We start from the raw sequence: 20,127 nt of genomic DNA on the forward strand, positions 1-20,127 counted from the left end.
CCGGTCGAGAATCCAGCATCAGGGTCATCGGTGGTGGAAATGCTTGTCCAGTCTGGATTGTCACCATTCAACGACGTGGATCCCCAGAGCGCGTCCAGCGAATCAAAGTCGTCGTCGAGTTCGATTATCGACCAATCGCCTGCGGCTGTGCGGACACTGAAGCCGCATTCTCGACTTTCTCCGGGTTCAAGTGACCCAAGACTAAATGTAATCACACCTGAGTTCGTCGTCCCACCGCAGGTTGCTGATGCTTCAACAAAGCTCGTTCCAAGGGGTAGCGAGTCAGTGACAACAACATTTGATTGCGATTCGTTACCCTGTTGGTTACTGACTGTTAGCAGATAGTCGACTTCGCTATCGGGGTAAGCTTCAGCCGATGGGGAACTCTTCGTCAGTGTCAGAGGACGGCAAGTGGGATCTAGGTCAAACGCTTCGACCCCGTCAGCCACCGAGCTGGAGCTACCCTGAGTTGCGCTGTAGCCCAGACCGCGCTTGGCGAAGGCTGTCCAAATAATGCATTTATTGGCAGATTGATTATTGATAGCGTCAGCTGCGAGTATTGCGTCGCGTGAGTCAATGAAGCCCGGGGAACAGGTCTGCAGTTTTAGGCCGTCGACTACCAACTGCATTGCAAGGTTATTTCCACCGCTACCCCGAGCGAGATTGCTATCGAATCCGTGGACTTCGATAAGCCCCCAAGTCATCTCCCAAAGCATTGCTGCAAAAACTGACCCGACTCCGTGAGGCACGGAAGCATTTTTGATGGAGCTGTATGTTCGAGGGTCAACTTCTAAGTCAGTGCTGTACCGATACTGACGAATGCCCGGACCGTTTCTCGTTTGACCAAGGGCATACGTCCCAATCCCACGCCCGTCGGAGCCCAAATCACTTGTCGTCATTGTAGCGATCAGACCGAGGTAGTCACTCCAGCCCTCGCCCGCCTGTTCCTTGTTATTGAGGCAGCTGCTTGTTGAGGGACCCCCGGTTAAACGAATGGAAAGTCCGTGTCCGTACTCATGGAGGATGATTCCGTTATCAAAGTCACCATCTCGCTCAGGGTTGGTCCAAAGATACATCTGCATCCGGGGACTGCTCCCATCTGGGGGAGTATAAAAGTTTGCATTATTTGTGCCCCCACCATCTTGCGCTTCTGCGTGGACATGATCTCCTCCTTCGCCGCCGTTCCCATAGTTGTTGAACTGGAAATTCCCTGCTTCTTCATCAAATCCATAGGCGTAAAGGAAGTCGTGGGCGACATTGTTCCAGTAAAATAAATTTGTAACTGCAGCTTTGGTGTACGCCGATGCAGGGCCGTCAAAATTGATCGGAAAGTCAAAGTTGTGACTATCCCCTCCGTCGGGCTGACTGCCGGTAGCTGCCCTATTGAGATTATCTAAATCGCTATATGCGGAAACATTATTTCCGACGGTCAAAGTAGAATCGCTGCCGATTTCGCCATCGGTATCGTGCCACCCGAGCGGAGATGCGCTTATATCAAAGGGGTCAAATTGCACGCTCCGTTCGCCAAACGAGGGAGCTTCGAGTGGCTGAGCGAACACTCTATATGAGCTTGACGGATCAGAGGGGGATTGACCTGCCACTTGCCTCTCCGTAGCTCTGGTCAACCAGGTTGGCAATGTTGAACGGAAACTAGGAGAGTGATCTGCATGGATATTTACATCAAAGGTTTCATGGACAATGAGATTGTTGCGTTCTAACTCCTCCCCGTTCTCAGTATCAATCCGAATTTGCCAAATATTTGTGCGATCGATCGTTTCGATTTCAAATTCCCAGGCTAAGCGGACCGACTTTCTGTCAATTTGTTGATAAACAAGCCGAGCGGGAATCGGTCGACCGGCTATCCCGGAATCGCTTAACAATTGGGCACGGTCGGGACCGATGGCCTCTTCTAAGACCAGGGTTGGCGCTGTTGGAGTGAGATCGAGGGCGAGCGCGGCGTTCTGCAGGGCATCGAGCGGTCCGAGGGGCATCGCTTCCGCTCCGGATGCTGCAAGGGAAAGTTCATCAGAAGCTTCGAAAGCAACCTCGCCGTCCTTCACCGCAACGTTGGCAATCGCACCTGCAACGTCTATTCCTCCCTGCTGTTGCTGAAGGTAGACGTGAGTTACTCCGTTGTGCTGTGTTGGAATTACGTCTTTCACAACCAACTCCCCGGCCTTGATGGATTCAGCAGAATCCTGTACAGCAACTGCCAAATCTTTGTTGTCTACCGAGATGTCCGCGTCGGGTGCCGCCGCGTTTAGATCATCGATCTCACTAACGCTTGTCGTTGTCGACCCCGGCAGCTCGCCGGTGGTCGCAACAGTATTGGAGGTTCGGGGAAGAGAATTTCGGGGGCCGCTCGGCCGCTTTGTCCTCGGACTCGTGAGGTGCTCTACTGCGATTTCTATTGCCTCTAAATTTAACTCTGTTAGGGGATCGGACTCTGCTAGAGATTCGGAACTGAGTGGAAATGGCGCCCTGACCACACTTTGTTCACTAGAACCGCTCGCTGGCTGTTGTGGTTCGTCACTTCGACCCGAGACCAAGAAAACTAGAGCTACGGCTAAACCAGCCGCTACTGCCTGCTTTCGCACCGAAATACCCCGAAACCTTTCTACGATTCATCTACACGTTAGCAAGCCGAGGGTTTCGGAAGAGCGAAAATGTGTCGATCCGAGCGAGGTGGACTCAACGTCAACGAGCCTATCCGCCCTGGTGGCAGCGCTTTGGTCAGCAGTTGGGCCTGGCGTTGTCAACTGGATGGATGGGACTGATCAGGCGTGTGGATCTCGTTCGGCCTCGGCACGGTTGGCCAAGTACCAGTCGATCGTGGCCCGCAACCCCTCATCGAATGACATTTCCGGCTTCCACCCGAGGACGACGTTTGCTCGTGACCCGTCGACCCCGCGACGTGGTTGTCCGTCGGGTTTGGATGGATCCCATCGCAATTCGCCGGTGAAACCGACCAGTTCAGCGATGGTTTCAACCGTCTCTTTGATCGTGACCTCGCGGTCAGCGCCCAGGTTGATTGGCTCGAGTGGTCCGTCTCCAGCGTCGACTTCGCCGGCGCGGACGATTGCTCGCGCCGCATCATCGACATAAAGATACTCACGAGAAGCCGATCCGGTTCCCCAGACATCGACGTGCGAAGCGCCAACTTCGGCGGCCTCGACACACTTCTTGATCAGCGCCGGGATGACATGCGACACCGATGGATGGAACTTGTCACCCGGCCCGTAAAGATTGGTTGGAATGATGTAGGCGAAGCGCTGTCCATATTGCAGCGCATTGACCTGCGCATGAATCAGGTGGGCCTTCTTGGCGATGCCGTATGGAGCGTTGCTCTCTTCTGGATAGCCGTTCCACAGGTCGGTCTCGGCAAACGGCACCGGGGTGAACTTCGGATACGAGCAGACCGTGCCCACCAGGATCGTGTTGTCGACACCGCCGAGCCGAGCAGCTTCGATGATGTGCGTCCCCATGAGCAGATTGGCGAGATACAACGGCGCTGGCTGGGCCAAGTTGTACCCGATGCCGCCGACCTGCGCAGCCAGATGGAACACCTCGCTCGGCCGATGCTCAGAGATCATTCGCTCTGCGTGCCCAGGTTGGGTCAGGTCGACATCAATGCTGCGCGGTGCGACGACCCGCGCGCCGGCGGCCTCCAGCAGGGCGACCACGCGACGGCCCAAGAATCCCGCACCTCCGGTCACCACGACGCGACGGCCGGTCCAAAATGTCACGTCAGCGACCGCTCGGACTGATCGGAGAACGCTGGTCGGCACGGCTCATCACAACCAGGATACTGCCAGCGATTGGCCGGTCGGCGGTTGGCCGGGCATGCGATGATGCAGCCATGGAGGCGCGGCGGTGACGAACAAGACGGCTGACGAGTCGGCGCGACCCATCCGCGTGGCCTACACGCTCGAACAGTGCTGGCATCCGAGTCCGGGCGGAACCGCACGCGCAGCGTTGCGGATTGCCAGAGTGCTTGAGGCTGATCCCGAAGTTGAGATTCACCAAGTAGCGGGTCGGCACGCACTCACTCCAACGGCTGACTTTCGGCCCACCGGAAAAGTCGCGATGCTGCCGCTGGCGCGACCGTGGTTGTACGAGACGTGGACACGCCTGAATTGGCCCAAAGTCGAGTCGGTAATCGGTCCGATTGATGTCGCGCATGCCACTGGACTCGTCCCGTGTGGCACCGCTGCTCCGTTGGTGGTGACCCTGCACGACCTGGCGTTCGTTCATGATCCCGACATGTTCTCCTCGCATGGCGTACGGGTGATGATGCGCAGCCTTGAGGTGATCAAGCGTCGTGCCGACAGAATCCTGTGCCCGAGCCAGGCGACCATTGATGATTGCATCGAAGCGGGTATCGACGCGACGAAATTGCGGCTCGTGCCACTGGGCGTCGACGGCCGTGTTGCGACCCCGTTTGCGGTCGAACGGGTGAAGCGCAATTATCAACTCCCGGATGACTTTGTGCTGTTTGTCGGCACGATCGAGCCGAGGAAGAACCTCGCCCGACTGGTGGCAGCGATGGCGACACGTTCGCCGGATCAGCCACTCGTCGTAGCCGGTGCACCCGGCTGGGGCGATGCAGCACCTCAGGCCGGAACCCCGAATGTCCGCTTTCTCGGCTACGTGCCCGACGCCGACCTCGGGCCGCTCTACGCGGCGGCCACGGTTTTCGCCTATCCGAGTGAGCGGGAAGGGTTCGGACTCCCAGTTGCTGAGGCGATGCTGCAGGGGACACCTGTTGTCACGAGTAGCGGGACGTCGACTGAGGAAGTTGCTGACGGTGCGGCAGTGCTGGTTGACCCACGCAACGTTGCTTCGATTGCCGACGGAATCGATGAAGCGAACGATCGGTCGTCAGAACTGGCAGCGCTGGGTACCCGGCGGGCGGGCGAATTGACCTGGACTGCGGCAGCTGAACGGACGCGAGACGTCTATCGTGAACTCGCCCCTGCAGGCGGCGACGCGATGGAACCATGACGGACCAAAGGCAACAGTCGGGCAGAGGGGCCGGCCTCGAACGACCGGTCAGTGGCCCGCGCCCAGGTCAACGTGTGTCCGCAGTCGACGTCGCGGTGAACCTCCTCTGGTGTGTTCCGGGCGATGTCGGTGGGTCGGAGGAGTATCTCGTCAGGCAATTGTTGGGACTGGCCTCGCAGCAGTCCGAGTTCCTGCCCACGCTCTATGTCGTGCAGTCGTTCGCTCGCGCGCATCCGAACCTCGCCGATCTGTATCCGATGGTCGTGGCAGGAATCACCGGGCACGAGCGTCCGCGCCGTGTGCTCGCTGAACACGTGTGGCTGAGCAGGCGTACACGGCGTGCCGGGATTGTCCACCACGGCGGAGGTACGACCCCTGCGGTGGGAAGCCGGCCCATCGTGCTCACCATCCACGACCTCCAGTACCTCACCCACCCCGAATATCACTCACGCAACAAGCTGCGATATCTCAGCGAGGTGGTCCCGCGTTCTGTCAAGCGAGCCGCAGTCATCGCGACACCGACTGAATGGGTGCGGTCGACGGTGATCGAGAAACTCGGAGCCGACCCTGACCGAGTCATCGTGGTGCCTCATGGGGTCGAAGCGGGAATCGGCGATGATGCCCCCACTGAGTTCGAGCTCCGACGCGACTACGGCCTCGGTGACGGCCGCGTGTTGGTGTATCCGGCGATCACGCATCCGCACAAGGGACATGAGTTTCTGCTGGAGGTCATGTCCCAACACTGGGACGATCCTGACCTGCGACTCGTGCTGCTGGGAGGCGCGGGGAGCGCAGATCGGGGCATCGAGGCCAAGATCGCATCGCTTGGACTTGAACGACGCGTGATTCGGACGGGTCGCGTGCCAGCCTCGCACCGCGACGGATTCCTGGCGCTCGCTGAAGCGATGGTCTTCCCCAGCGAGTACGAGGGATTTGGGGCACCGGTGGTCGAGGCGATGGCACTGGGGACGCCGGTCATCGCCGCGGACCAGCCGGCGGTCGCTGAGGTTGTGGGCAATGCTGGCATCGTGCTGCCTCGCAACTCCGACGCCTGGGCCGGCGCTCTTGACGACGTCGGCGCACGGCGGCAGGAGCTGGTGGCCGCTGGCCGTCGCAGGAGCGCGGACTTCACTGCAGAGCGCTCGGGTGCTGCGCTTGTTTCGGCCTACCGTCGAGCACTCGAATGAGCCGCCCATCTTCCCGAGCAACTGACGGAGGGCCGCCAGCAGCCCGCCGCCCGATCATCGTCATCTGCCCACATTTCCAGCCTGACACGGCGCCAACGGGCACAGTGATGACGCGCATTGTCGACGAATTGGTCACGCTCGGGCATGCGGTGCACGTGGTCACAGCGTTGCCCTGGTATCGCCGTCATGCCATCGAGCCCGAATGGACCGGCTCGTGGGTGCGCGTGGAAAACACCCCGTGGGGTTCGATCACCAGGGTGCACCCGTTCCCCGGTGATGACAAGACGAATCTGATCCGACGTGCGGCCGGCTTCCTCGCTTACTCGATGCTCGCAGGTGTCCAAGGGCTGCGCGCCGGTGGCTGGTTTCGGAAGGCTGATGCGGTCATCGCAATGTCTCCTCCGTTGACCCTTGGCCTCACCGGGTGGATTGTCGCCAAGATGCGTCGATCATCGCTCGTCTTCAACATTCAAGACGTGTTTCCCGACGCAGCGGTCGATACCGGAGCCATCTCAAATCCCTTCGTCATCAGCGCCGCGCGGTGGCTTGAGCGAATCAGCTACCGCGCAGCAGATGCGGTCACCGTGCTCTCCGATGACCTTCGGGACAACGTTGCGGCCAAGATGGCGCCCGCCCGCCGCGAGCGCGTGCATGTCATCCCGAACTTCGTTGACACGGCAGCCATCGCGCCAGCTGATCGTGCGACCAGCTATCGCGCCGAGCTTGGCCTCGGCAGCGGTCCGGTCGTGCTTTATGCCGGAAATGTGGGCTTCTCCCAGTCGCTGGAGCTCGTGCTCGCTGCAGCGAGCGCGCTGCCGGAGGTGACGTTCCTGATCAACGGCGATGGGGCGGCACGATCTACCCTCGAGTCGGCGGCCATCGGTTTCGAGAATGTGCACTTCGCCGGATACATCGAAGCGCACCGGCTGGGCGAACTCCTGGCCACCGGTGACATTCACGTGGTGCCGCTCAAGGCAGGCCTCGGGCGAGTGTCCGTCCCGTCGAAGACGTACTCGATCCTGGCTGCGGCCCGTCCGGTCGTCGCTGCCATCGACGAAGCGACGGCCGTGCCCAGGATTCTCGAAGCTGCCGGAGCGGGCATCTCGGTGCCGCCCGACGATGCCGGAGCCTTCGTCGCTGCGCTGCGAGTTCTGCTGGCCGATCCTGAGCGGTGTGCCCAGATGGGCGCCAATGGCCGTCGATGGGTTGAAACGCACGCATCTCCGGCAGCTGTCGGCTTGGCATACGACCGATTGCTTGGGCAATTGTGAGTTGCCTGATCAGGGAGTTTGCGGTACGGCGAGGTGTCGTCCATCGAGGGTGATCCCGCAACCGGGGCCAGCACCGCTAACCTCCGATCCTCGTGGCATCCTCCTCTTCATCCACCAAAAAAGCCGCCCGGCTCGCGCAGAAGGGCAAGGGTCAGAAAGTTCGCTTCCAAGGCGGCACTCTCTTTCCCATGGTCGTCGCTCTGGTCATCGTTCTGGGCTTCGCGCTCGTCGTGTACGCCAGGCAGAGCCGACCCGCTGCCGATGCCTCTGACCCGCAAGTCGGAGACCACTGGCACGTGGGCTACGGGTTCAATATCTGCGGCGAATGGATCCAGGTCGAGGGTGACGCGGAAGAGCGTGACGCCAACGGCAACTTTCTCAACACCGAGTTCGCCCGCACGGGTATCCACAGCCACGACGACGGTGTCATCCACTGGCATCCCAACTCACGGGCGGCTGTCGGCCGACGAGCCACGTTCGACGTCTTCCTCAACGTGTACGACGTTGAACTCGATGCCGGCGGCATGACGTGGCCTGCTGATCAGCAGGCCCAGCTGAACGCAGCGTTCGGCGACAAGTACGAAGACGGCGTGTTCGAGAGCGGCGAGACGACGTGCACCGTCGATGGCGAGGAAGTTCCCGGAGCCATTCAGGTCGTGGTGTGGGACAACTTCACCGACACCGACGACGGCACAACCTACATCGCAGCATTCGACAGCATCCGCGTCGACCAGGACGCAATGGTGTTCACCGTGGCATTCGTGCCCGACAACACCGAGATCGAGATGCCACCGTGGGCAAAGGATCTCCCGACACTTGGAGCCATCGATAGCGGGCAGCAATTGCCTGACGGTCAGCTCTTTGGGGGGACCACCGTTCCTGGCGAAGAAGCCCCGACGATCACCGCCGGCGACAACCAGACCGACGGCTGATGCGCGCCGTCGTTCTCGTCGGCGGATTCGGAACGCGACTCCGGCCACTCACCAACAACATCCCAAAGCCGATGCTGCCCATCGGTCACAGGCCGATGATCGAGCGACTTGTCAACCGACTCGGTCGTGGCGGGGTCACCGAGGTTGTGCTCGCGCTCGGGTTCAAGCCCGAACCGTTTATGGAGGCGTTTCCGGGTGGCCGGTGCGGCGATGTGAAGCTGACGTACGCCGTTGAACCAGCGCCACTTGACACAGGCGGGGCTATCAAGTTCGCTGCCAATGAGGCAGGCATCGACAGTACGTTCGTTGTCGCAAACGGGGATGTGCTCACCGACCTTGACGTTGGCGAGCTGGTCGCAGCGCACCGCCGTCGTGAGGCGGAGGCCACGCTGCATCTGATCGGTGTCGAGGACCCGTCGGCCTTCGGCGTTGTTGCGCTCGGTGACAGTGACCGAATCACCGACTTCGTCGAGAAGCCGGCCCCAGGTACCGAGCCGAGCAACCTCATCAACGCCGGGACCTACGTGTTCGAGCCTTCGGTCCTCGATCGGATTCCTGACAACGAGCGTGTGTCCATCGAGCGGTCGACGTTCCCGTTACTCGTCGAGGCAGGTTGTCTGTACGGCCACGCGACGCAGGACTATTGGATCGATGCTGGTCGCCCAGACCTGTACCGGGCAGCGAATCTCGACCTCTTAGTGGGAGGACGTGTCAACGATCACTGTGAGGCGGTGTCGCGAACTGCCACCGTCGATGCAGCGGCGATCATCCTCAACAGCATCATCGGTGACGATGCAGTTGTTGCGCCAGGCGCTCGAATCGTCGACAGCGTGTTGTTGCCAGGAGCGCATGTCGGATCTGCTGCAACCGTAGAGGCCTCGCTCGTGATGGGCCGGGTCGGTGAGGGCGCGCGAGTCGACGCCTCGATGGTGGGCGCCGACGGGGTCGTCGCTGACGGTGCCGTGCTGACTGCGGGCACCGTGCCCGAAGTCCCGGCATCCTGACTCGCACTCGATCCTCTCGATAGCGTCGCCACATGAACGTCGTCGTGGTGGGAGGAGCCGGTTTCATCGGTTCGCACCTCGTGGACCGCTTACTTGCCGAATCTCACCAGGTCGACGTGATCGATGATCTGTCCACGGGCACATTGGGTAATTTGGCCGAGGCGCGCGCTGTCGGTGGCGGCATCAAGATTCATCACCTCGACGCAGCGTCTCCCGAGGCCGCATCGTTGATCGGGATGCGACGCCCCGACGTCGTGTTTCACCTCGCTGCGTTCCCTCGCCGAGCCGCCTCGATCCAAGACCACGGTGCTTCGTTCACTCGCTCACTCGCCGTGATCGAAGCCGCTCGGCAGCACGGTGTCGGACGTGTCGTCGTCGCGCTGCCGGCGACGTCGCTGTACGGGCATCCCGCAGCCAACTCGCTCCCGGTGAAGGAAAGTGACCCGGTGCCGCGGGGCGTGCGCGGCGTCGTCGCCCGGGCTGTGCTGGACGTGCTGAGTGAGTACCGAGAAGCCGAAGGACTGGAGTTCGCCGCGCTGTCGCTTGCTTCGGTGTACGGGCCGCGTCAAGCTCCGGGCGGTGGCGTGGTCGCTGCGTTCAACGATGCGCTGGTATCAGGCGAGCAGCCGGAACTCCATGGCGACGGGCGTCAGACGCGTGACTTCGTGTACGTCGATGACGTGGTCGACGCACTGGTGCGTGCTGCCGATCGGAGCAGCGGACTCTTGATCAACATTGGCACGGGGCAGCAAACCGCGGTGCGCGACCTGTGGAAGCAGATGAGCGGTGGCGTGGTCAACGATCCGACCGAACTCCCGGCGCGTCGCAACGAGCTCCAACGGTTTGCGGTGTCATCGGTACGCGCCCGGATCCACCTGGGCTGGTCATCGTGGACCGACCTGGCCGATGGTCTGGCCCGTGTGCGGTCAGCGGGTTGACACCGCGGCGAGGGTCACGTCGGCGAGCGTTCGAGCGATCTTTGGCGTCGACATGATGGACGGGGTGACGATGCAACGCATGCCCTCGGCAACGACGGCGTCGGCCAGATCTGCATCCGCCGGATCGACGATGAGAACGCTGGCGATCGATGCATAGAGCCGAGCGACGCCGACCACGGACGCTTCGTGGCCGAGTTCGGTCATCATGCGTGCGGCGGGTCCCTTGAGTGCTGCTCCGCCGACGATGGGGGACACTGCGACGACCGAGTCGCGGCGGGCGCTCAGAATGTCGTCGGTGCCATCGAGTGATCGGATCGGGCCGATCGACACGAGCGGATTGGATGGCGCGATGACGACAGTTTCAGCGCTGGTCATCGCGTGTCGCGCGGTGTCACTCAGTTGGGCGGCGCCCTCGAAGCGCACATCGGTGACAGGAACACTGTGACGGAGGCGAACGAAGTAGTCCTGGAAGGAGACGTCGCCCTCGGTTGTCGTGGTGACGACGGTGGCTCGACGTTCATCGGTCATCGGAAGGAGCCGCAGTCCGAGCCCCCAAGCGGCGACGATTTCCGAAGTCACTTCGGTCAGGCTCGCGCCTTCAGCCAGACGGGCCGTGCGATAGAAATGCGTCGCAAGATCTTGGTCGCCCAGATTGAACCAACGGGTTGCCGCCGCTGACCCCTCGGGACGCACCGCCTCGAATCGCTCAAGTGCGCCCATCGCCGTCCACGTCTCGTTCCGCAACCCCCATCCTCGCTCGGGGTCGGTCGCGTCGGCGAGCGTGTAGATGATCGTGTCCAAGTCGGGCGAGATCGATAGGCCATGGAGCTGCGTATCGTCGCCGGTGTTGACGACTGCAGTCACCTTCGCCGGATCGATTGCATCGAGCAACCCGTTCAGAAAACGGGCGGCGCCGACGCCGCCGGAAACCACGGTGACGGTGGGCGTCGCAGCCATCGTGGGCAGTGTTGTGTCCGTGGTCGCGTTCATCGTGCTCCGTTCACCAGGTCGTGGTACAGATTGGTCAGAAGCGACGCAGTGGTCGCCCATGAGAACCGGTCGAGATTGCGGCTCGCCTGGAGCGCGAGCTTCGAACGAACGGCGTCGCTGGTCACGGCCAAGTGCAGGTTTGCTGCGATGGCATCGATGTCGTGGGGCGACGAGAAGAGTGCCGCTGAGCCGGCGATCTCGGGGATGGATCCTGCAGTGCTCGCGACGATCGGCAGCCCTGCCTGCTGCGCTTCGAGCAGCGGAAACCCGAAACCCTCATCGAGCGAGACGTAGCCCAACGCGGTGGCGTGACCCAGGAGTTGTGACTTGAGTGCCTCGTCGACGACACCGAGCTGGATGATCCGATCAGCAATCGTTGGGGCCAACCGTTCGATCGCGGTATCGACTGCTGCCTGGTCGTTGCCAGGTGCGCCCGCGATCACGAGGCGTACGGTCGGGTGTTCAGCGGCGAGCCGTTCGAATGCAGCGATGAGCGATCGAACGTTCTTGCGTCGTTCAACCGTGCCAAGCGACAACACAAATGGTTGTCCTGGTTGAATGCCGACGTCAACAGGCGAGAAACCGTCGGCCGTTGGAGCGGGTGGGGGGCCGAGCAGGACCGTGGTCACTGCGTCGGTGTCGAGAAGGTCGCGGACCCGAGTCGTGGTTGCATCGGAACACGTCAGCACGTGGGCACCCGTCTGTACCGACCGGCGCAGGACGTCGCCTGCCCGACGGACGTCCGGTGTTGCGTCGTCGGGATGATCGAGGAACCAGCAGTCGTAGACCGAGACCAGTCGCGGGCAACGCGTTGGTGGCACGACGTAGTTCGTGCCGTGGACGAGGTCGGGCCGGCCGATCACGCGGTCGACCGGGGGAGCGGGGTGACGCCACCAGCGGTGCGCCACCGCAGCAGGGAGCGGAAGCTTGCGGATTCCCGACACAGGGCGCGCCCGGAGGCTGAGAAGATACGGCGAAATCTCAACTGTGTCGGTGTCGCGGAGTGCGTCGAGTGTGCCTCTGACGGCCTGCCCGACCCCGGTGCGATGCCCGTGCAGTGGACCGACATCGAAACCGATGCTGAGCCGGCGGGATGGAGAGCGTCCCCCAGATCGAGTTGGCGTGCTCCGATCACTCATCCTCAGCGATAGTACCGAGCGACCTGCTTGCGCAGGTTGAGGATTGTCTGCCGGGTAGCCTCTCGACCTTATGCCACGCGCTTTCATCACCGGTATCACGGGCCAGGACGGCCATCATCTCGCTGAGTTCCTTCACGGGAAGGGCTACGACGTCTACGGGATGATCAAGGGGCAGAACAACCCGCGAGCCGCGAAGCTGCAAGAAGAAATGCCGTTCGTCGAGTTGATTCCTGGCGATTTGGCTGACCTGCCGTCGCTGGTTGCCGCGTTGCAGATCGCGCAGCCTGATGAGGTGTACAACCTGGGAGCGATCAGCTTTGTCGCCCTGTCGTTCAGTCAGGCCGAACTCACGGCAAACACGACAGGTTTGGGCGTGCTGCGGATGCTCGAAGCAATCCGCATGGTGGGTGGGGCGCAGAACAACCCGATCCGCTTCTATCAAGCGTCCTCGTCGGAGATGTTCGGACAGGTCCGTGAGACTCCGCAGACCGAACTGACTCCGTTCCATCCTCGGTCGCCGTACGGCTGCGCGAAGGTGTTTGGTCACGACATTGTCGTGAACTACCGCGAGTCCTATGACATGCATGCTTCGTCCGGCATTCTCTTCAACCACGAGGGTCCGCGCCGAGGCATCGAGTTCGTCACCCGTAAAATCTCGAACGCTGCGGCTCGGGTCAAGCTGGGGTTGCAGCACGAGTTGGTGATGGGGACCTTGGATGCGAAACGCGATTGGGGTTACGCCGGCGATTATGTCGAGGCAATGTGGATGATGTTGCAGCAGGACGAGCCGGACGATTTCGTGATCTCGACTGGTGAGACGCACACGGTGCAGGAGTTCGTCGAGAAGGCATTCGCATACGCGGGGCTCGAAGATTGGGAGCAGTATGTGCGCCAGGACCCGAAGTTCTTCCGTCCTGCCGAAGTCGACCTGTTGATCGGTGACTCAGCCAAGGCCAAGGCCGTGCTCGGTTGGGAACCCAAGGTCGGCTTCGACGAACTCGTCAAGATGATGGTGGACAACGACCTCGCTCTCGAGGCTGCCAAAGCCAACCGCAGCTGAACGGTCGTCCGGAGTTTCAGCTTTCGAAGGGCATATCGGTGATGGCATCCATGATCGAGCCCTGATCGGGGGTGGCCCCGGACTGCAGCTTGTAGCGCAACGCGATTGCGAAGCTGACCATTGCTGCGATCGACGAGGCGAGCAGGCCGATCTCGATCCGGCGGAAGACTTCCTCGCCCCCCAAATAGGTCGCCACGACGAAGGTGGCCGCGCCGATGCCCCAACCCAGTGCGACCAATGCGTGACCCTTGAGGGCAATGACCGCCTGCGCAGTCGCCAACGCCAACATGTAGCACGCGCTGGAAAACGCGAGGAGCGCCAGGGTCCGCCCGGACAATTCAGCGTCATAGACGATCTCGATCACCCATGGGCCGAGCAGGAACGCCCCTGACGTGCCGACCACGCCGACGACCAGCACGACGTACATCAGTTTCTTCAGCCCAGATCGGAACTCATCGAGTTCGCCGCGAGCGGCAAGTCGGCTCAGACGCGGGAGCAGTGCGGCCTGGACGGCTTGGAACAGGAAGAGCGGAATACGCGCGAGCAGTACGCCGTAGCTGAATTGCGTGACCAGCGCAGCCTGATCGTCGTCAGCGAGCAGGCTGGCGGCAATCGGGCCGGCGTTCAGGAGCGATGCGGCAAAAATGGAGCCGAGCAGCAGCCACCCCAGGTTGGGGGTGACTTCGATCCAGGATGCGGGTGGGCCGTCGTCAGTGTGCAATCCGCCGCGGATGTAGACGTAGCCGACAGCAAACAACGGCGAGACGGCAACAGCCAGCCCGTAAGCGCCGGCTGCGGTGACCCCGACAACGGCCAGAGCAATACAGAGCACGATCCGCACAACACCGTCCGAGGCCAAGATGATGCCGTACTCGCGGAAGCGACCGCTGCCCGAGCAGATGCCGCGAGCGAGGTGCGCTGGGGCGTATGCAGAGAATGCCAGCACGAGGGCCAGGACCATGAACATGTTGCCGTCAAACAGGCTGTCGGCAAGGAGCTGGCTCGCTGCGGCAATAACGAGCACCACCAGGGCGGTGAGTCCGGCGCCGAGCAGGACGATCTTGCGCACGACGGGTCGTGTGCCTTGACCGATTGCGCGGCGATGGGCCAATGCCCGACCGAGTTCCTGCTCGAGGGGCAGAAAGAAGCCGGGCGCGAGGGCAAAGGTGGTAAACCACAGCGACGTGATCGGCTCGAATTCCTCATCGCCGCCGACTGCAGCGACACCGACTTTGAAGAAGGCGTACGTTGCAAAGCCTGCGATGAGGAGGGCAATGCCAACGGGAATCGTGCCTTCAGGTAGCGGGATTCGGTCGCGGGGGGCCGACGGCGGCGCGTCGGGGGAGTCTGAGGGGGTCATGAACGACGAGGTGGGAGATCAGCTGCGCAGCGCGCGTTCGATTTCTCGTCGCTGCACCTGCGCGCGCTGGAACGCGAGTAATCCGAGTCCAACGCCAACGTAGGTCGCATCTTTGGCGACGTCGGCAGCTCGCTGAGCAACGGAGTTCGACACGCTGCGAGCGCGACGGGCAGCGGGAGCAACGTCGAAGTTGGTCAGGTCGACCGAGTGCCAGGGCGTCATGTGACAGAGGCTACCCCGCCGCTCCCGGGCATGACCCTGGCACGGCAGAGAGCGCAGCTAGCCTCGCTCCATCGTGGAACTGGAAACTCAACAGGCGCCGCCCGTCGTCGTGGTCGTCGTCGTGCATGAACCGGGGGAGTGGTTCGACGAGACGATCGACGCGCTCGCCGATCAGGACTACCCCAATCTTCGGTTTCTCTTCCTGGCATCGGACGCAGACGACGAGTTGCAGACTCGGATCAAGGTGCGGATGCCAAAGGCATTCGTCCGCACCGTCGGGGCTCATCTGGGGTTCGGAGCGACCGCCAATGAAGTGCTGCGGCTTGTCGAAGGCGACAAGGGATTTTTCCTGTTCTGTCACGATGACGTCGCTCCAGAACCCGATGCGGTTCGCCTGCTCGTTGAAGAGATCTATCGCTCGAATGCCGGCATGGTGGGGCCCAAGATCGTCGAATGGGATGACCCGGGCGTGCTCCAGACGGTCGGGCTTGGCGTCGATCGCTTTGGGGAAATCGACGTGGGTGTTGAAGTTGGCGAGATGGATCAGGAGCAGCACGACGGTGTTCGCGATGTGTTCGCGCTGCCTTCGGCATTCCTGCTCGCGCGTGCCGACCTGTTCCGTGAAATCGGTGGCTTCGATCCGTCGATCTCGTTCTATGGGGACGACATCGACTTGTGCTGGCGCCTTCATCACAGCGGCGCCCGCGTCATCGTGGTGCCAACCGCTCGTGTACGTCACCGCGGTGAGCTGGCCAAGCGGCGACCTGATCTGCACCACGGCATGCTCAAGGCCAAGCACCGCATGCGGACTGTCGCGACATTGACCGGGTCGACGCGCCTGCCCGGTCGAACCTTGGAGTTGGTGCTGCTCACGCTCGCCGAGTTGGTGGGCGGGATCTTCACCGGACGCCTCAGAGAAGCGTGGGCGTCCTTGCGCGCGCTGGTCGGTTTGCTGCCCCGCTCGATGTCACTCCTGGCTCGTCGCCGTGCGGTCAAGCCATTGCGTCGAGTTCCCGAACGTGAGGTGCTCGGTCTGCAGATTCGTGGCAGTGCTCGGCTCACTGGATTTCTTCGCACCCGCGAGACGGCAACATTCGTCGGTGCAGATTCGAGCATCCGACGGTGGAAGGACAGCACCACCGCACCGGTGCTGGCATGGATCGGTGTACTTGCGGCGATTCTGATCGGGAGCAGGCAGTTCATCTCGAGCGGGGTTCCCGCCGTCGGGGAGTTTCTGTCGATGCCCGAGAGTCCGCGTGTTCTGCTGTCGTCGTATACGTCCGCTTGGAACGGCAATGGGTTCGGTGCAACGTCAGCCAATCCGACCGGATGGGCCACGCTCTCCGGCTTGTCGGTGTTCACGCTGTTCCGGATGGGTGCCCTGCACACCGGGTTCATTATCGGTCTGGTGATCGTCGGACTCATCGGCGTCTGGAAGCTCGCCACCGTGTTCCCATCGGTCCGAGCAAGAATCGCTGCACTGGTCGTCTATGCAGCCAGTCCGCTCGTTGTCGGGGCAATGTCGACCGGTCGACTGACGGTGCTCATCGCCTTCGCTTCGTCGCCATGGATCGTGCACACGATCCGTCGGGCCGTCGGGGTCGAGACAGCCGACCCGCGTAGTGCCGCACTTGACCTGGCCGACGGTGTCGTTGCGCTTTCCTGGCCAGAACGCACCCGTCGGACGGCCGGAGCGGCGCTTGTCATCGGACTCGCCGCAGCGTTTACCCCGGTGATGGTGTTTGTGGCGCTCGCGATCGCCATCGTGCTCGGAGCGGCGACGCTGCTGGCGCTCGCGCCGTGGCGGACCGCGCTCCTCTACGTTGGCGTAGGCATCGCAGCGTCCATCGGTGGGCTCCTCCTGAACTTTCCCTGGTTTCCCTCCTGGTCCTGGGAGCAACTCGTCGGTCCGCCACCGATTGGCGACCCCGGTGTCGGTCTCGCCGACCTGGCGTCGTTCCAGATCGGCATTGCCGACTTCGCGTACCTCTCGTTGGCGCTGTACGTGCCCGTCATTGCTGCAATCGCGCTGGGCCGCGCTTGGCGCCTGACGTGGGCGGTTCGCTCCGGATTACTGGTTGTCGTCTTCGGCGCGGCGGCGATCTTGGCTGACAGCGGATCGCTGCCGTTCAACGGACCGGAGGCCGGGGTGCTGCTCGCGCCGGTGGCGGTGGGACTCGCAATCTCATCGGCCGCAGCGTTGGCTGCATTCGACCTGGACGTCCGCGGGGGTTCGTTCGGGTGGCGTCAGCCGCTCGGCCTGCTCGCCAGCGTCGGCGTTGTCATCGGAGTGTTTCCTGGTGTCGTTGCGTTGGGCGATGGGGCATGGAACACCCCGACGACACCGCTCTCGGTGCTGATTGAGGCGCAACTGCCCGACGACGCTCAGGATCGCGTGCTCGAGGAGAGCAATGAGAATGGACCGCTGATCGATCCCGGTGTTGGTGGTTACAACGTGTTGCTGGTCGGCGACGCGAGGCTGCTGCCGGTTCCCGCAGTCGAGTATCGCGATGGCGTGTCGTACGCGGTGATTGGCGACAGGCCACTCGACATCAGAGATCGTTGGGCTGCACCTGACAGCGATGCGGCCGATGCGGTTGAGATGGCCCTCGACCAAATGGCAAGTTCTTCCACGTTGCGAGCCGGGCGACTCCTCGCCCCGCTTGGAATTCGTTTTATCGTGGTTCCGGAGTTCGACAACGTCGAGTCGACGACTGCCGAACCGCTGCCGCTGCCTGGTGGCCTGATCTCAGCACTCGAGGACCAGCTCGACCTGACTTCGGTGACCGGGCTGCCGACGCTCGAAGTCTTCGCGAACACGGCATGGTTGCCAGTGGTGAGTCAGTTGACCGGGACTACGGCGGAGGCGAGTGAATCGGCTGGGGCAGGTGCGCTTGTCCGGGCGGATCTGTCCTCGGCTTCACCGGCGTTCCTCGGCGCGGATCAGACCGCAGCATCCTCTGACGACGTTGTCCCCGGTGTGATTCACCTTGCGGTGCCGTTCGACGAGAACTGGTCGCTCACCGTTGAAGGGGAGTCGATCGAGCCTCGCCGGGCGTTCGGTGTGACCACCGCGTTCGATGTCGAGCGACAGGGTAATGCCGTCCTCGAATACTCGAGTCCGTCATTGCGATTGCTGCTGTTGCTCGTGCAAGTGGTGCTGTGGCTCGCGGTGTTGTTCGCAGCGGCACGGGTCAGCATTCCGTTGGCCCGGCGCCGGGGCACGCTCGTCGCCGACGAAACGCTGATTGATTTCGACGATCTCACCGGAGCGGTCGCGTGGCCGGTCCTCGATCCGGGTCTTGACATGACTGGGCAGGTTGCCCGAGCCCAGGTGCTCCCGATCGCCGACGGCGACGGCAACGACACCGACGATGTCGGCGGCGAAATCGACGAGGCCAACGATCACGATGATGACGACATGGGCGACGAGATCGAGTCCATTGATGCCGAGCAGGTGGACGCCGATCTGACTGACGGCAGGGTCGATGAGTCGGCTGGGGATCAGAACGAGGGCGACCGATGAACCGCCGCTCGATTCCTGCTTTCATCATCGTGTTGGCCGGCATGATCGCCCTCGTCGTCGTTGGGCGAAACACCGAGGAGCGGCCGGCTCCGGTGTTCTCATCGCCGGCGGGTACGTGGATGCCATCGGTGACGGACATCGGTTCGTTGACCGGCAGCTGGTTCTGTCCCGGAGTGCCGGCGACTGGCGAGGACGGCGTCGGCGGTTCGGTCGTGATTTCCAATCGTGCCAGCGATGTGCTCGAAGGTCGGTTCACCGTGCTCAGTCCTGAGGGACTTGCAGCCGAGCAGAGCTTCAGCGTGGGCGCGTGGTCCCAGAGCACGATCGATGTCGATGCGTTCGTCACGGCGGCGTTTGCAAGTGTGGTCGTCGAGATTGATGGCGGGCAGGGGTTTGTCGAGCAGGTGGCCAATCATCCCGCTGGCGACTCCGTCACCCCATGCGCGGATGACACCTCGAGCGAATGGCACCTCGCCGATGGTTTCACGGCAGGGGGGAGCACCGAGACGCTCGTGCTGACCAACCCGTACGACGACCTCGTTTTGACCGACCTCACGTTTTCAACCGAGTCCGGCTTCAGTGAGCCCAACGCGTTCAAAGGATTCTCGGTTCCACCGAAGTCGGTGAAGGTGATTTCGATTGCCGAGCTCGGAAACCGTGACGAGCCGATCATTGCGGCGAGCGTCACGACTCGGAGTGGTCGTCTCGTTGTGGGTCGAGCACAACACTTCACGGGCGCGGGCCGCCTTGGCTACGACGTCTCGTTGGCGGCACCAGCGCTGCGCGACCAGTGGTGGTTCGCCGATGGCGAACGCGGCGAAGGCGTCACCGAGACCTTCTCGATCTACAACCCGACCGACAACGACGTCTCGGTCACGCCGTTCTTCTTAGGGCTCCCTTTGGAGTTTGATGGCGGCGGGTTCGCCCCCATCGAGGTCCCGGCGCGCCAGGTGGTGGTGTTCGCGCCGTTCGAAGGTGCCGACGACGCCGCTGATGCCACGTCCGATTCCGGGTTCTTCGCGACGCGCATCCCGAATGGGCGCCATGCGATTGTCTTTTCGACGTTGTCGGACCCCTCGGTGGTTGTGGAACGCGTCCTCACGCGACCGTTCGGCGAGACCATCGCCACCAGCGTCGTGCAAGGTGCACCGCCACGGCCCGATGGGTTTGTGGCAAACCGCTGGCATGTCGGCATCGGACCGACCGAGCCGACGGAGGCCGCCCTGGTCGTCTACAACGTCGATCAGGAGCAGGCGACGATCACGATCGAAGCGGTTGGCCCTGGTGGCCCGTCGGCGATTCCGAGTCTCACCGATATTCCGCTCGGACCTGGCGCCGTGCTCACGATCGACCTCGTCGCACCTGATGCGCTGGGGCAAGAACTCATCGTGAACGCCTCGAACCGTGTCTTCATCGAGCGGTCGCTCGAACGGGGCGGAGAGCTTTCGGGGCGTTCGGGTTCATGGGCGCTGCCCGCTTCTGATTTCTGACCTC

15 protein-coding genes are annotated in these 20,127 nt (G+C 62.3%); 9 read left to right on the top strand and 6 right to left on the bottom strand.

The features are described 5' to 3' along the window. Positions 1 to 2,216: M36 family metallopeptidase (locus ACH2DW_RS10760; RefSeq protein ID WP_394929748.1), on the bottom strand; the 2,216-nt coding region annotated here is incomplete at its 3' end. Positions 2,217 to 2,777: 561 nt separating this feature from the next. Then, positions 2,778 to 3,746, bottom strand: coding sequence for a GDP-L-fucose synthase family protein (locus tag ACH2DW_RS10765; protein ID WP_394929749.1), 969 nt, complete (start codon positions 3,744 to 3,746; stop codon positions 2,778 to 2,780). Positions 3,747 to 3,873: 127 nt separating this feature from the next. Here ACH2DW_RS10765 and ACH2DW_RS10770 point away from each other — a divergent pair, with 127 nt between their 5' ends. The 6 genes from ACH2DW_RS10770 (at position 3,874) to ACH2DW_RS10795 (ending at position 10,336) form a co-directional block, all read left to right on the top strand. After that, a complete protein-coding gene (locus tag ACH2DW_RS10770) occupies positions 3,874 to 5,004 on the top strand; it encodes a glycosyltransferase family 4 protein (RefSeq protein WP_394929750.1) in 1,131 nt (376 codons plus the stop codon). A 74-nt stretch (positions 5,005 to 5,078) separates the two neighbouring features. Beyond that, a complete protein-coding gene (locus ACH2DW_RS10775) occupies positions 5,079 to 6,191 on the top strand; it encodes a glycosyltransferase family 4 protein (RefSeq protein WP_394929751.1) in 1,113 nt (370 codons plus the stop codon). A 107-nt stretch (positions 6,192 to 6,298) separates the two neighbouring features. Beyond that, positions 6,299 to 7,462, top strand: coding sequence for a glycosyltransferase family 4 protein (locus tag ACH2DW_RS10780; protein ID WP_394929752.1), 1,164 nt, complete (start codon positions 6,299 to 6,301; stop codon positions 7,460 to 7,462). A 92-nt stretch (positions 7,463 to 7,554) separates the two neighbouring features. Further along, entirely contained in the window at positions 7,555 to 8,394 is an 840-nt protein-coding gene (locus tag ACH2DW_RS10785; protein ID WP_394929753.1) for a hypothetical protein, read from the top strand. Continuing rightward, positions 8,394 to 9,398, top strand: a complete 1,005-nt coding sequence (locus ACH2DW_RS10790; protein ID WP_394929754.1) for a sugar phosphate nucleotidyltransferase — start codon at positions 8,394 to 8,396, stop codon at positions 9,396 to 9,398. The genes ACH2DW_RS10785 and ACH2DW_RS10790 overlap by 1 nt, the downstream gene beginning before the upstream one ends. A gap of 32 nt (positions 9,399 to 9,430) precedes the next feature. Then, positions 9,431 to 10,336, top strand: a complete 906-nt coding sequence (locus ACH2DW_RS10795; RefSeq protein ID WP_394929755.1) for an NAD-dependent epimerase/dehydratase family protein — start codon at positions 9,431 to 9,433, stop codon at positions 10,334 to 10,336. Here ACH2DW_RS10795 and cofD read toward each other — a convergent pair. Further along, positions 10,325 to 11,293 carry a 2-phospho-L-lactate transferase gene (gene cofD / locus ACH2DW_RS10800; protein WP_394929756.1) on the bottom strand — a complete coding sequence of 323 codons (969 nt, stop codon included), beginning with the start codon at positions 11,291 to 11,293 and terminating at the stop codon, positions 10,325 to 10,327. The two genes, ACH2DW_RS10795 and cofD, sit on opposite strands and share 12 nt — an antisense overlap. A gap of 29 nt (positions 11,294 to 11,322) precedes the next feature. Then, positions 11,323 to 12,465: a glycosyltransferase family 4 protein gene (locus tag ACH2DW_RS10805; protein WP_394929757.1), complete on the bottom strand. Its 1,143-nt coding sequence runs from the start codon at positions 12,463 to 12,465 to the stop codon at positions 11,323 to 11,325. A 70-nt stretch (positions 12,466 to 12,535) separates the two neighbouring features. Between ACH2DW_RS10805 and ACH2DW_RS10810 the strand changes: the two genes are divergently transcribed. After that, complete coding sequence (locus ACH2DW_RS10810) at positions 12,536 to 13,525, top strand: GDP-mannose 4,6-dehydratase (protein ID WP_394929758.1); 990 nt, start codon at positions 12,536 to 12,538, stop codon at positions 13,523 to 13,525. Between the two features lie 16 nt (positions 13,526 to 13,541). Here the strand turns inward: ACH2DW_RS10810 and ACH2DW_RS10815 are convergent, their stop codons facing one another. Then, positions 13,542 to 14,885, bottom strand: coding sequence for a lipopolysaccharide biosynthesis protein (locus tag ACH2DW_RS10815; RefSeq protein ID WP_394929759.1), 1,344 nt, complete (start codon positions 14,883 to 14,885; stop codon positions 13,542 to 13,544). 18 nt (positions 14,886 to 14,903) lie between these two features. After that, positions 14,904 to 15,107: a hypothetical protein gene (locus ACH2DW_RS10820; protein ID WP_394929760.1), complete on the bottom strand. Its 204-nt coding sequence runs from the start codon at positions 15,105 to 15,107 to the stop codon at positions 14,904 to 14,906. Positions 15,108 to 15,180: 73 nt separating this feature from the next. On the opposite strand from ACH2DW_RS10820, the gene ACH2DW_RS10825 reads away from it, so the two are divergent. Further along, a complete protein-coding gene (locus tag ACH2DW_RS10825) occupies positions 15,181 to 18,633 on the top strand; it encodes a glycosyltransferase (protein ID WP_394929761.1) in 3,453 nt (1,150 codons plus the stop codon). Then, a complete protein-coding gene (locus ACH2DW_RS10830) occupies positions 18,630 to 20,123 on the top strand; it encodes a DUF5719 family protein (RefSeq protein ID WP_394929762.1) in 1,494 nt (497 codons plus the stop codon). Before ACH2DW_RS10825 ends, ACH2DW_RS10830 begins: the two co-directional genes overlap by 4 nt. Positions 20,124 to 20,127 lie beyond the last annotated feature (4 nt).

Origin of the sequence: uncultured Ilumatobacter sp. (assembly GCF_963980585.1) — a bacterium.
GTDB lineage: Bacteria > Actinomycetota > Acidimicrobiia > Acidimicrobiales > Ilumatobacteraceae > Ilumatobacter_A.

Excerpts from the sequence above, each read along its gene's own strand:
- cofD (WP_394929756.1), bottom strand. The coding sequence starts at position 11,293 with ATGGCTGCGACGCCCACCGTCACCGTGGTTTCCGGCGGCGTCGGCGCC.
- ACH2DW_RS10780 (WP_394929752.1), top strand. The coding sequence starts at position 6,299 with ATGACGCGCATTGTCGACGAATTGGTCACGCTCGGGCATGCGGTGCAC.
- ACH2DW_RS10805 (WP_394929757.1), bottom strand. The coding sequence starts at position 12,465 with ATGAGTGATCGGAGCACGCCAACTCGATCTGGGGGACGCTCTCCATCC.
- ACH2DW_RS10815 (WP_394929759.1), bottom strand. The coding sequence starts at position 14,885 with ATGACCCCCTCAGACTCCCCCGACGCGCCGCCGTCGGCCCCCCGCGAC.
- ACH2DW_RS10790 (WP_394929754.1), top strand. The coding sequence starts at position 8,394 with ATGCGCGCCGTCGTTCTCGTCGGCGGATTCGGAACGCGACTCCGGCCA.
- ACH2DW_RS10820 (WP_394929760.1), bottom strand. The coding sequence starts at position 15,107 with ATGACGCCCTGGCACTCGGTCGACCTGACCAACTTCGACGTTGCTCCC.
- ACH2DW_RS10830 (WP_394929762.1), top strand. The coding sequence starts at position 18,630 with ATGAACCGCCGCTCGATTCCTGCTTTCATCATCGTGTTGGCCGGCATG.
- ACH2DW_RS10795 (WP_394929755.1), top strand. The coding sequence starts at position 9,431 with ATGAACGTCGTCGTGGTGGGAGGAGCCGGTTTCATCGGTTCGCACCTC.
- ACH2DW_RS10810 (WP_394929758.1), top strand. The coding sequence starts at position 12,536 with ATGCCACGCGCTTTCATCACCGGTATCACGGGCCAGGACGGCCATCAT.